Origin of the sequence: Bombilactobacillus folatiphilus (assembly GCF_023380265.1) — a bacterium.
GTDB classification, from domain to species: Bacteria; Bacillota; Bacilli; order Lactobacillales; family Lactobacillaceae; genus Bombilactobacillus; species Bombilactobacillus folatiphilus.
In genome coordinates this window covers 1,122,495-1,134,773 of the sequence record NZ_CP093366.1, presented here as the reverse complement: position 1 = coordinate 1,134,773, position 12,279 = coordinate 1,122,495, and the positions used below count along the sequence as shown (strand labels likewise).

Sequence of the window (12,279 nt, the reverse complement as noted above, 5' to 3'; positions counted from 1 at the left end):
TTGGAACAATGCTGGTACTGGTGTTGTTTTTTTTATATGATAGACGTTAATGGTTCGAAAAATCCCATTAAAAAAACTAAGGACTGATGTAATTGAATAAAATGAAGAATTGGGCTTTGCCCGGGATTATTGCTGCTTTATATGCTGTGTTATCGGTGGTTTTGGCACCGTGGAGTTTTGGTGTGGTTCAATTTAGATTGTCAGAAATGTTCAATCATTTGGCAGCCTTTAATAAGCGTTATATTTTGGCACTAGTATTAGGGTGTGCGATTGCTAATATGTTTTCACCATTGGGTATTATGGATGTTTTCTTTGGTACTTTAGGCACTTTAATTGGCACGAGTTTAACTTGGTACTTTGGCCACAAAGTATCAAACAAATTGTTTAAATATGTAATTGCGACAATCATGCAACTGCCTGGAACTGGTTTGGTAGCTTTGGAGTTAGTTCTAGTTGACCATGTGCCATTTTGGTTGACTTGGGGTAGCGTTGCGCTAGGTGAGATTGTTTCGATGATTATTGGTGCAGTTATTATTAATCTATTAACTTTAAGAATTGATTTTACAAAAGGAGAAGTCAAAAAATGACCTTTGAAGAGGCTTTGATATTGTTAAAACAAGGTAAACACTTGATTCGTCAGGGTTGGGATGGTAGTGAAGAATATATTTTTTTGGTTCAGAATGCTATGTATCAATCAGAACCAATTAACCCTTATTTTTTGATTCGAACACAAGAAGTACCGGCTTTATCGGTATTTCAACCTACGGACTGTGATTTGCTGGCTGATGATTGGAAAATTGTGAAATGACGGCTCTTTATCCAGATTTGCAGGGCAAAACAGCATTAATTACTGGATGTAGTAGCGGCATCGGTCAAAGTCAATGTGAATTTTTATTGAAACAAGGTTGTCGAGTTATTGGTATTGATCGAAGTGATTGTGATATTACGGATGTTGCTTTTCAATTTATGCAAGCTGATTTGACTGATGTTCAGACATTAGATGCTATTCTAAAGCATATGCCTCTTTGTGATGTTGTTTGTAATACGGCTGGTATTCTGGATGATTATCAACCGTCTTTGAAAACCTCAATTAATTTATGGCGGCAAGTTTTGGATACTAATTTACAAAGTATGTTTTTGGTTTGCAATGAATTAATCCATAAAAGTTTGCTGGCGCACAAAGCTTTAAGTATTGTCAATATGGCGTCGATTGCCGGCTTTATGGCTAGTGGTGGTGGTGCTGCTTATACAGCTAGTAAGCACGCGATTATTGGATATACTAAGCAGTTGAATTTTGATTATGGTCAGTGGCAGATCAGGGCAAATTGTATTGCTCCTGGAGCTGTTATAACCCAGATGACGCAATTAGATTTTCAAGACCAAACAGCGCAATTAGTAGCGGATCAAACGGTGGTTGGTCGTTATGCAACACCTGCCGAAATTGCCGAATTGACGTTATTCTTAGCTAGTCAATCATCGAATTATATTTATGGTGCGGTTATTCCAATTGACGGCGGATTTTCGTTGGGAAAAGTTATTGATAATAAAGCTAATTAAAATTGAATAATTTCCTGGGAAATAATTATTGCTAAGGAGGATTTGATGCCTAAAAAAACACGTCGTTCGCGAACCAAAGTTAATAAAAAGCAGGCTTCTAAAAATGATTCACAATATTTAATTAATTTATTGGGATTAATTTTAGTTGTAGTTTCTCTCTTAGCAGATTTTCAATGGGGAATTATAGGCCGCTTTTTAGCCGATATTTATCGTTTACTGGTTGGAAATGTGTATCAATTATTAGCGATATTGTCAATGATTGTCGGTGTAATTATGTTGTTTCTAGGGAAAATTCCACACACAAAGCCCAAACGTTTTTTTGGTGGAGTGATTTTTGTCTTAAGTAGTTTAACCATTCTGCATGCAATTTTGTTTCAACATTTACAACTGCATAATGACATTGTAGGCGTCACTTGGCGATTATTAATGGAAGATTTAACGTCTAATCAAGTGGTGAACGATGTCGGTGGTGGCATCGTTGGGGCAATATTATTTGCGCTGGCGAAGCCTTTGTTTTCACTTGTTGGAACTTACGTTATTTGTGGTCTATTGATTATTATTGGCCTGCTCATGTTACTAAATATTCGTTGGCTTCAATTGGTTTCTTGGTTACAAAAAATTGGTCATGGTTTTCTTTGGTTAGCTCATTATTTACGTGATGCCTATCAAAATCAACCTGTCCCCCAAGCTAACCCGTCACCCAAGTCGCGGAAAAAAAGTAATTTATCAACTGATGTACCCTTGTCATCAAGACCTCAACCTCGTAAAACCGTCGAGCAGTTTTTGGAGCATGATGATGATTTTCATATTGAAACGCCTAAACCAGCTCCACTAGTTCAAGACAATCCTAATTTACAAACAACTTCAGCAAGCACTGATTATCAGTTGCCCTCGGTTTCGTTATTGAAAAAGGTTCCCACGACAGACCAGTCTCAGGAATATTCTTTGATTGATCGTAATCGAAAAAAATTGCGGGATACACTCGCTAGTTTTGGAGTGACTGTTGATGTCAAAAAAGCGACTTTAGGTCCCACGGTTACCAAATATGAAATTCAACCAGCAGTAGGAGTCAAAGTTAGCAAAATTCTTAATTTGGCAGATGATTTAGCGCTAGCATTGGCGGCTAAAGATTTGCGGATTGAAGCGCCGATTCCTGGTAAACCGTATATTGGGATTGAAGTTCCTAATCAACATCCTTCATTTGTTTCCTTTCGTGAAGTCGTTGAAAATCAACCCGTTCACAAAAATCAAAGCTTAACCGTTCCACTGGGAAAAGATGTTTATGGTCAAATTGCGATGTGTGATTTGACTAAATTGCCTCATTTATTGATTGCTGGGTCGACTGGTAGTGGGAAGTCAGTTGCAATTAACACAATTGTTACGGGAATTTTGATGCAAGCTTTGCCCCAAGAGGTCAAAATGGTTTTGATTGATCCTAAAATGGTTGAGTTAAGTATGTATAACGGGATTCCCCATCTATTGATTCCGGTTGTGACGGACGCGAAAAAAGCAAATAGTGCGTTGCAAAAAGCTGTTCAGGAAATGGAACGACGTTATCAATTGTTTGAAGACGGCGGCTATCGTAAAATCGAAGAATATAATCAGGATATTGAACAAAATTCAAACTCAATGCACTCCCAAAAAGAAAAATTACCTTATATCATCATTGTTGTTGACGAATTATCTGACTTAATGATGGTTGCGGGTAAAGAAGTAGAAGGTTCCATCGTACGTTTGGCTCAAAAAGCTCGTGCAGCAGGTTTACATCTGATTTTAGCGACACAACGGCCATCTGTCGATGTGATTACTGGGCTGATTAAAGCCAATATTCCTTCACGAATGGCTTTTGCAGTATCTAGTGGGATTGATTCGCGGACGATCTTAGATGGATTAGGTGCAGAAAAGCTTTTGGGACGTGGCGATATGTTGTTTGAACCGATTGGACAAACAAAGCCGACGAGAATTCAAGGAGCCTATATTTCAACCAATGAAGTAGAACAAGTTGTTAGTTATATCAGCAAGCAACAAACTGTTAGTTATGACGAAAATTTGATGCCTAATGCTGAAGGACAAGACAATCTCAGTCAAAAAGTTGAAGATGAGTATTGGCAAGCGGCGGTCGAATTAGTGGCTCGCGAGCAAAAAGCAAGTGTTTCAATGTTGCAACGCCATTTTCAAATTGGCTATAATCGGGCGGCACGTTTGGTCGATGCGATGGAAGAGCGAAAAATTGTTGGTCCAATGCGTGGCTCTAAGCCACGTCAAGTTTTAATTGAACAACCAAGTGATGAAGGACGGAAAAAATATGATTAAACCGCAAGTTTTACATCCAAAACAAGGTGTGGAGATTTGGTGGTTACCGACAAACCAATTTAGTGTGTTGCGTCTTGAATTTAACTTCGTGACACCGCAGCGTTATCAAAATACGACGCAACGGCGTTTATTGGCAAATTTATTGCAACGTTCCAGTGCAGTTTATCCTACGCAAGCTCAATTAGCACGTAAACTTTCCATCTTATATGGCACGGAAATTAATGGTAAAACGACTATTTTCCAAAATTTAAATCTGTTGTCATTGAGTTTGACAACACCCGATAATGATATGACTAAAGCTTTTGTTGATTCAGCTTTAGCAGTCTTATTTCAATTAATACAGCAACCTAATCTCAATGCGGATGGTTCATTGTTTGATTCCAAAGCGCTCGCATTGGAACGAACTAATTTACGTAATTTGTACCACTCTTTACAAGATAATTATGCTTTGCGTGCTTCTTTACAACTGCAACAATTGTTGGCTCAAGCGCGACCAGAGCTGAAAGTGCCGGCTTTTGGTAATGAGCAGCAATTGGATCTTATTCAAAATCACCAGCTGGTTGAGCAATATCAGCAGTTACTTCAGCAAGATCAACTTATTATTACAGTTGTCGGAGACTATCAAGCTAAAATTGTGCCCATGTTGGCTGAACAATTGACTTTTTTAAAACCAGCACAGCAATCAATTGTATTAGAAGATTTAACACTACCAGCGCGTGCTCAAATTTTATCAGCACAAAATGTAGAAAATATTCAACAAAGTCAATTAGTTTTAGCATATCAATTGACAGCTCAGCATTCTAAAAATGTTTGGCGTATATTAAACATGATGCTGGGTGGCGATGATCAATCTTTGTTATTTCAAGAAGTACGTGAGAAAAATGGGATGGCTTATTCCATTTATAGTAATTTAAATTTTACGCAAGGAATCTTAAAAATTCAGGCTGGGGTTGATGAAGCGAAGTTATCTGTGGTAAAAGATTTGGTTGCTCAACAATTAGAACAGTTGCAGACTAAAGATTTGGTCCACTTGTTTAGTCATGCGCAATTAGTTTTGATTAATCAACGTTTGATAGATTCTGATAGTGTTGATCAGCAGGCAGATCGGTTACTCTTGAAGGCTTTGAAACCCCAAGCGGTTTTAGATGATGATCAATTTATTCTAGCCATTCAACAAGTTACTTTTCCACAGGTACAGCAAGCGGCAGCAGATTTGAAATTCTATGCGCAATATCAGTTGATAGGGGCAAAACCATGAATGATTTGACGATAAAACCAATAATTAATAACTTAAATTTGTCGATTCAAGCTATTGTAAAGCCTCAATTTAATCAAACTTATGCATTGGCAATGGTGGATTTTGGCTCGTTAGATACGTTGACACGTCCAAGACAACTGGTGCCTGCTGGCTCAGCACATTTTTTAGAACACAAATTGTTTGCTAAACCGGATCTGGATAGTGATCGGCAATTTGCTCAATTTGGTGCTGATTCCAATGCTTTTACGAGTTACACTAAAACAGCCTATTTATTTAAGTGTGTTGGTCATGTTGCTCAAAATTTGGGTGTATTGTTGGATTTAATCAGTCGACCTTATTTTACAAAAGACAATATTGCTCGAGAACAACAAATTATTGCCCAGGAAATTCAAATGTATGCGGATAGTCCAGACTGGTTTCTTGAGCAAGTGACTTTAAATAATCTCTACGTTCAAGACCCCATTGCTGAAGATATTGCGGGGAGTTTAGAATCCATTTCACAAATTGATGCCACAACGTTGTTGCAGATTTATCAACAATATTATATTCCACAAAATTTTCAAATTTATTTGGCTGGAAATGTGGCGGTAGCACAATTAGAACAGCAACTAGATGACATTTTACAGATTAATACTGCAATTCAAACATTTGCCAAGCGCTCTAATGTACCAACTTTGCGGATGTCCCCACAATGGTTGCCAGTCAAAAGTAGTCAGCTGGTTTCCTTTCAAACCAAACGTCCGAGAATGATGTTGGGGTTGCGGATTGATGCAACAGATGTTGGTTCAAAACAAGTGATTAACTTGCAAAATCAATTGGAATTATTGATGGCAATGATTTTGGGAGAAACGGCAGTAATACATCAGAATTTGCTGGATCAGGGACTAATTGATGATACTTTTGGTTATAGTGTTATTGCAGAGCGGCAATATGTTTTTATTTTGATTAGCGCTCAAACTGCTGAACCACAACGTTTGGGTCAAGTTTTAAGAGATTATTTGTTGGAACAACGATTTAGTGAAGAGTTAACTTTGCAGAACTTAGAAGCAGTTAAACATGATAGTCTGGGCAGCTATTTGTTTGCCCAGGACTATATGGAAAATTTAGCCACAGAATCTGCGGAATTAGCGTTTTATGATTTGACCTATGTACAGGTTTTAAACTTGATTAATCAGATATCAATAGTAGATATCCAATCCTTAGCAAGCAAGATTTTTCAAGAGGATAATCTAACAATAACGTATTTGAAACCGGAGAATTAATCATATGAAATGGGCTTTGATATTAGGTGCAACGGGTGGAATTGGTCAAGTGATTGCTCGGGATTTGGCAGCTGCTGGTTGGTCACTTTATTTGCATGGAAATCATCAACCAGACTTGTTGAATTCACAAATTAAACAATTTCAAGCCAATTATCCACAACAAGATTTTGTGGAAATAATTGCGGATTTCAATAACCTTGAAAATGTACAAAAAATAGTTGATAATGTTTTTAGTTTAGATGCAATAATTGCAGCACAAGGAATAACTAATTATCAGCTATTTGACCAAGTCACGGAAAAACAGTTGCAAAGTCTAATCCAAGTTAATTTAGTAGCGCCGCTGTACTTAATTCAAAAATTGCAAAATCAATTGGCTAAAAGTGCTCATGGACGGATTTTATTATTTGGTTCGGTCTATGGTGCCCAAGGTAGCGCAATGGAAGTAGTTTACAGTACAACAAAAGGTGCGCTTTCCGCTTTTGCTAAGGCTTATGCCAGGGAAGTTGCTAGTTTGGGAATTACCATAAATGTTTTAGCACCAGGTGCGGTCCGAACTAAGATGAATCAAATGATTTCAGAGCAAGATTTACAAGCTTTGACAACTGAGATTCCCATGGGGCGGATGGCAACGCCACAGGATTTAAGTTATTGGGTGCAAACTATTTTGGATTCAAAAGCGCAATATCTAACGGGGCAAACTTTGTATGTGACCGGTGGTTGGTTAGAATAGTGATTTAGATAATGTTATACTCGAATTAAATAAATGATGGTGGTTATGTAATGAGTGAATTAGGCGACAAATTACGTGATGCGCGTTTGGCAAAAGGTTATACAATTGATGACCTGCAAAAAATTACGAAAATTCAAAAACGATATTTAATGGCCATTGAAGAAGGCCGTTTAGATCAATTGCCAGGGGATTTTTATATTCGGGCGTTTATTAAGCAATACGCTGACAGCGTGGGATTGAATAGCACGCAGTTATTGCAAGAATTTAGTGATGAGGTTCCTCAAGTTCAACCAGAAGAGTCTCCTCAAGAGCAGCCAGTAGTTAAACGGGACTCTTTATTATTGAATCTGAAACGACGTTGGCCTCAAATTTTGATTTTGGCAGTGGTTTTGCTTATTGTTATTCTGATTTGTTTGGTGGCGGTCAAGGTTCATCATCAAAGTGTAGATCCGATTCCAACTTCTGATCAAAAAGTTGAACAACCTAAGAAAAAGTCGAAACCTAAGATCGCTAAAAAGCCTAAGCCAGCAACTTCTGCAGTTAAATCGACTAAAAAATCTCAACCGAGAACTATGAAAATTACGGCGGATCCCAATACGAGTGATCAGTTCGTTATTTCTAATTGGCAAACTGATCAGCAACATCAGATTCAGTTACAAGCCACGACAGCTCAATCTTGGATATCAGTAAATGCGGACGGGCAAAATATTTGGCAAGGTGCACTTAATCCTAATAACGCGCATAAAGTGACTTTAGAAGGTAGCGTTAAAGAATTTAAAATTCAAACCGGTAATGCTCCTGTAACCAAAGTTTTGATTGATAATCAGGCACTGCCTGTTCCTAGTGATCAAACTGGTGTTGTGCATGCTTATACTATAAAAATTAAGGAGTAAACTGGATGAATTTACCAAATAAATTGACGACTTTGCGGATATTTTTAATTCCCATGTTTATGATTTTTATGTCGATTAATTTTCAAATGGGGCAGGTAACTTTTTTAGGGACACAAATTAGTATTGAAACGCTTATTGCTACGATTATTTTTATTGTGGCTTCGTTAACTGATTTGTTAGATGGGAAGATTGCGCGCGCTAGGCATTTGGTAACAAATTTTGGCAAATATATGGATCCTTTAGCTGACAAGATGTTGGTTTTGACTGCCTTTGTTTATTTGGTCGTTCGACATCAAGCACCAGCATGGATTGTTGCTATCGTTGTTTGTCGGGAATTATTAATTACCACTTTGCGTTTACTGGTTGTAGAACAAGGTGGTTCTGTGATGGCAGCCCAGATGCCTGGCAAAATTAAGACGACTACGCAAATGTTGGCTATTGTTTTTCTTTTATTAAAAGATCCTATTTTTGCTTATTGGAATATCCCATTTGGGTTGATTATGCTTTACATCTGTTTGATTTTTACTGTATATTCAGCAGTTGATTATTTGTGGCAGAATCGCCAATATTACACTGATTTTAAATAATATATCGAATTGACGTCCATTTAGGACGTTTTTTTATAAAAATTTTTGCGTGGAATTGTGTAATTTAAGACTGGGGACAATTAATGATGGATTTAAAACGACAATTTTTACGATCAGCTGGTAATCCAATTAATTTTGTGTGGAACGATTATCAACCAATAATTCAGGAGACAGTTGAGCAATTGAAGCAACAACAGTTAACAATCACTGCTGCGGAGAGTTTGACGGCAGGTTTATTTCAAGCTTCGATAGCGGAAGTGGCCGGTGCCTCACAAGTATTTTCGGGTGGTTTTGTCACTTATTCTTTGTCGATGAAAGCACAATTGCTAGAAATTGCAGCTGCGGATTTACAACATTATGGTGTTGTTAGTTCATGGACAGCACAGAAAATGGCTGAACAAAGTTCCCGATTAGTCCAAAGTGATTTTGGGATAGGTTTGACAGGAGTTGCTGGACCAGATAGATTAGAAAATCAAGAAGCAGGAACGGTATTTGTGGGCGTCAAAACCCCAACCAGTTTATTTGATCAAGGATTTCATTTGAAAGGATCTCGACAGATGATTCGACAAAAAAGTGTCATTGCGGCTTTTATTCTAATTCAAAATCAGTTATAATAATTGTTGATGAGAACAAGTGTTCGAGGCGGAGGTTAGTTATTTGGCAAAAGATAATAAAAATGAAAAAAAAGGGCGCGAAGAAGCTTTAAATAAAGCTCTGAAACAAATTGAAAAAGATTTTGGTAAGGGTGCAATTATGCGTTTAGGAGAAAGTCCTCGAACGCAAATTTCATCAATTTCAAGTGGTTCGTTAGCTTTAGACAACGCGTTGGGAATTGGTGGTTATCCGCGTGGCCGAATTGTCGAAATTTATGGTCCTGAAAGTTCTGGTAAAACGACAGTGGCGTTACACGCTGTTGCAGAAGTACAAAAAAATGGGGGAACGGCTGCATATATTGATGCTGAAAATGCCATGGATCCCACTTATGCTAAAGCTTTGGGGGTTGATGTAGACAAATTGTTATTATCACAACCTGATACTGGTGAGCAAGGTCTAGAAATTGCTGATGCTTTAATAAAAAGTGGTGCAGTGGATATTTTAGTTGTTGATTCAGTGGCAGCTTTAGTTCCACGAGCTGAAATTGAGGGGGAAATGGGCGATTCTCATGTTGGCTTGCAGGCGCGTATGATGTCACAAGCTTTGCGTAAATTGTCTGGTAATATTAATAAAAGTAAGACGATCGCTTTATTTATTAATCAGATTCGTGAAAAAGTGGGCGTCATGTTTGGTAATCCAGAAACAACTCCTGGTGGTCGTGCTTTGAAATTTTATGCAACAGTGCGTTTGGAAGTGCGTCGTTCAGAGCAGATTAAAGAGGGTTCGGACGTGATTGGAAATAAAGTTAAGATTAAAGTAGTCAAAAATAAAGTTGCTCCTCCCTTTAAATTAGCAATTGTTGATATGATGTATGGTCATGGAATTTCCCAAACTGGTGAAATTTTAGATATGGCTGTTGATAAAGATTTAGTTAATAAGAGTGGTGCATGGTATTCTTACAATAAGGAGCGAATCGGACAAGGACGTGAAAATGCCAAAACGTATCTTGATGAGCATCCAGAGATGAGAGCAGAAATTAAACAAAAAGTACGTCAAGCTTATCAAATGGACGATGATGCCAAAACTGCGACTGATTCGGATAAAGAAGTTGCGTCAAGGGCTTCGGTTGAGGTTAAAAATACTGAAACTGAGGAATTGGATTTAGATACCAAGTGATTAATGATTGCTAAAGTTTGACAAACGAGAGACGCATTGGCTTATTTTTTGAAATTTATAGTCCATAAATGGAGAATCATTCGTTGACAGTTGGCGTAATAAACAATAATATTAATATGTACCAAGTTTTTAAAGTATATTTTATTTTTAATTTATTAGGTGCTTTATTTAACGGTATTAATATTATCGGACTGAAGCTATGGTTAGTCGCTTTTTGATTAATCATAACTTTAGAATGGCTGGAGGGATTTTGTGTTTATAATAACCACCCTTGTAGTCGCATTGGTGTTAATAGTTATTGGTATTGTAGTTGGTTTTTTGGTTAGAAAAAAAGTCTATGAAAATAGTTTGAAGCAAGCAGGTAAGTCAGCATCAGATATCATTAACGCTGCGAAAAAAGATGCTGCTTCGGCTAAAAAAGAGGCATTAATTGAAGCACGCGAACAAAGTCACAAATATCGTCAAGAACAAGAAGATGATCTGCGTGATCGCCGTAAAGAATTACAACGGCAAGAAAATCGAATGCTCCAACGAGAAGAAGTTTTGGATCATAAAGACAGTTCGTTGGATCAACGTGAGCATTCTTTAGAGAAGCGTGAGCAAAAAATTGATACTACGGAACAACAATTAGAACAGCAAACCAAAAAGGTATCTTCAACCTTAGATCAACAGCAAAAAAAATTAGAAGAAATTGCCGCGATGACTCACGATCAAGCAAGGTCTCATCTTCTAAAACAGTTGGATGAACATTTGGTTCAGGAAAAAGCTCACTTAATTAAGGCTAGTGAAGAATCAGCCAAACAGGATGCAACTAAAAAAGCAAAACAAATTATTGTGGAAGCTATTCAACAAAGTGCAGCTGATACGGTTTCTGAAACTACAGTGACGACTGTTTCTTTACCAAATGAAGAAATGAAGGGACGGATTATTGGTCGTGAAGGTCGAAATATTCGTACTTTAGAGTCATTGACAGGGATAGACGTGATCATTGATGATACTCCGCAAGCGGTAGCTTTAAGCGGTTTTGATCCAATTCGTCGGGAAATTGCACGAATTGCATTGGAGAAGTTGATTTCTGATGGTCGGATCCATCCTGCGCGAATTGAAGAAATGGTTGATAAATCACGTAAAGAGATGGATACCAAGATTCGCGAATTAGGTGAGCAAACGATTTATGATCTGGGAATTCACAATATCAGCCCTGATCTGATTAAGATTATTGGTAGGTTGAATTTTAGAACTAGTTATGGTCAAAATGTATTGAGTCATTCGGTGGAAGTTGCTAAATTAGCTGGCACAATGGCTGTTGAATTAGGTGAAGATGAAACATTGGCGCGACGCGCAGGTTTATTACACGATATTGGTAAGGCATTGGATCATGAAATTGAAGGGTCTCACGTAGAAATTGGCGTTGATATCACGACTAAGTATAAGGAACCAAAGGTTGTGATTAACACGATTGCTTCACATCACGGTGATGTCGAACCACAATCAATGATTGCAGTTTTAGTTGCAGCTGCGGATGCAATCTCTGCTGCGCGTCCAGGCGCGCGATCAGAATCAATGGAGAATTACATTCATCGATTGGAGAAATTAGAGGAAATTGCTAATAATTATGATGGCGTTGATCATAGCTATGCAATTCAAGCAGGACGAGAAATCAGAATTATGGTCAAGCCAGAACGAATTTCTGATAATCAAACTGCTATTCTCGCACGAAATATTCGTAATCAAATCGAAAAAGAATTGGAGTATCCAGGACACATTAAAGTTACTGTGATTCGGGAAACTCGAAAAATTGCTTATGCCAAATAAGGCGTAAGCTTTTTTAAGCCTTTGAAACAATTTAAAGTTGTATTCAAATAAGGTAACCTTTATAATTTCCTATGTATATGAAAGAGGCAGGCTA

12 protein-coding genes are annotated in these 12,279 nt (G+C 37.7%); all 12 read left to right on the top strand.

The features are described 5' to 3' along the window. Positions 1-101 precede the first annotated feature (101 nt). The 12 genes from MOO45_RS05785 (at position 102) to rny (ending at position 12,185) form a co-directional block, all read left to right on the top strand. On the top strand, positions 102-587 hold the full coding sequence (locus MOO45_RS05785) for a QueT transporter family protein (RefSeq protein ID WP_249515179.1): 486 nt from the start codon (positions 102-104) through the stop codon (positions 585-587). Beyond that, the gene (locus MOO45_RS05780; protein ID WP_249513979.1) at positions 584-808 is read left to right on the top strand and encodes a DUF2829 domain-containing protein; all 225 of its coding nucleotides are present in this window, start codon (positions 584-586) and stop codon (positions 806-808) included. Before MOO45_RS05785 ends, MOO45_RS05780 begins: the two co-directional genes overlap by 4 nt. After that, positions 805-1,557 (top strand): 3-oxoacyl-ACP reductase, encoded by a 753-nt coding sequence (locus tag MOO45_RS05775; protein ID WP_249515178.1) that lies wholly within the window; start codon positions 805-807, stop codon positions 1,555-1,557. Before MOO45_RS05780 ends, MOO45_RS05775 begins: the two co-directional genes overlap by 4 nt. 45 nt (positions 1,558-1,602) lie before the next feature. Then, complete coding sequence (locus tag MOO45_RS05770; protein ID WP_249513978.1) at positions 1,603-3,870, top strand: DNA translocase FtsK; 2,268 nt, start codon at positions 1,603-1,605, stop codon at positions 3,868-3,870. Further along, positions 3,863-5,128 (top strand): M16 family metallopeptidase, encoded by a 1,266-nt coding sequence (locus MOO45_RS05765; protein WP_249513977.1) that lies wholly within the window; start codon positions 3,863-3,865, stop codon positions 5,126-5,128. The genes MOO45_RS05770 and MOO45_RS05765 overlap by 8 nt, the downstream gene beginning before the upstream one ends. Continuing rightward, entirely contained in the window at positions 5,125-6,390 is a 1,266-nt protein-coding gene (yfmH, locus tag MOO45_RS05760; RefSeq protein ID WP_249513976.1) for an EF-P 5-aminopentanol modification-associated protein YfmH, read from the top strand. Before MOO45_RS05765 ends, yfmH begins: the two co-directional genes overlap by 4 nt. 4 nt (positions 6,391-6,394) lie before the next feature. Further along, positions 6,395-7,120 carry an elongation factor P 5-aminopentanone reductase gene (gene ymfI / locus MOO45_RS05755; protein ID WP_249513975.1) on the top strand — a complete coding sequence of 242 codons (726 nt, stop codon included), beginning with the start codon at positions 6,395-6,397 and terminating at the stop codon, positions 7,118-7,120. A 50-nt stretch (positions 7,121-7,170) separates the two neighbouring features. Next, a complete protein-coding gene (locus MOO45_RS05750) occupies positions 7,171-8,013 on the top strand; it encodes a helix-turn-helix domain-containing protein (RefSeq protein WP_249513974.1) in 843 nt (280 codons plus the stop codon). Between the two features lie 5 nt (positions 8,014-8,018). Further along, positions 8,019-8,600: a CDP-diacylglycerol--glycerol-3-phosphate 3-phosphatidyltransferase gene (gene pgsA / locus MOO45_RS05745; protein ID WP_249513973.1), complete on the top strand. Its 582-nt coding sequence runs from the start codon at positions 8,019-8,021 to the stop codon at positions 8,598-8,600. 83 nt (positions 8,601-8,683) lie between these two features. Then, positions 8,684-9,214: a nicotinamide-nucleotide amidohydrolase family protein gene (locus MOO45_RS05740; RefSeq protein ID WP_249513972.1), complete on the top strand. Its 531-nt coding sequence runs from the start codon at positions 8,684-8,686 to the stop codon at positions 9,212-9,214. A 43-nt stretch (positions 9,215-9,257) separates the two neighbouring features. Next, complete coding sequence (gene recA / locus MOO45_RS05735; RefSeq protein ID WP_249513971.1) at positions 9,258-10,370, top strand: recombinase RecA; 1,113 nt, start codon at positions 9,258-9,260, stop codon at positions 10,368-10,370. A 252-nt stretch (positions 10,371-10,622) separates the two neighbouring features. Next, entirely contained in the window at positions 10,623-12,185 is a 1,563-nt protein-coding gene (rny, locus tag MOO45_RS05730; RefSeq protein WP_249513970.1) for a ribonuclease Y, read from the top strand. The last annotated feature ends 94 nt before the right edge of the window (positions 12,186-12,279 follow it).

Coding starts and splice junctions, on each gene's coding strand:
- MOO45_RS05750 (WP_249513974.1), top strand. CDS start 7,171: ATGAGTGAATTAGGCGACAAATTACGTGATGCGCGTTTGGCAAAAGGT.
- ymfI (WP_249513975.1), top strand. CDS start 6,395: ATGAAATGGGCTTTGATATTAGGTGCAACGGGTGGAATTGGTCAAGTG.
- yfmH (WP_249513976.1), top strand. CDS start 5,125: ATGAATGATTTGACGATAAAACCAATAATTAATAACTTAAATTTGTCG.
- MOO45_RS05765 (WP_249513977.1), top strand. CDS start 3,863: ATGATTAAACCGCAAGTTTTACATCCAAAACAAGGTGTGGAGATTTGG.
- MOO45_RS05740 (WP_249513972.1), top strand. CDS start 8,684: ATGATGGATTTAAAACGACAATTTTTACGATCAGCTGGTAATCCAATT.
- pgsA (WP_249513973.1), top strand. CDS start 8,019: ATGAATTTACCAAATAAATTGACGACTTTGCGGATATTTTTAATTCCC.
- MOO45_RS05785 (WP_249515179.1), top strand. CDS start 102: ATGAAGAATTGGGCTTTGCCCGGGATTATTGCTGCTTTATATGCTGTG.
- MOO45_RS05770 (WP_249513978.1), top strand. CDS start 1,603: ATGCCTAAAAAAACACGTCGTTCGCGAACCAAAGTTAATAAAAAGCAG.
- MOO45_RS05775 (WP_249515178.1), top strand. CDS start 805: ATGACGGCTCTTTATCCAGATTTGCAGGGCAAAACAGCATTAATTACT.
- MOO45_RS05780 (WP_249513979.1), top strand. CDS start 584: ATGACCTTTGAAGAGGCTTTGATATTGTTAAAACAAGGTAAACACTTG.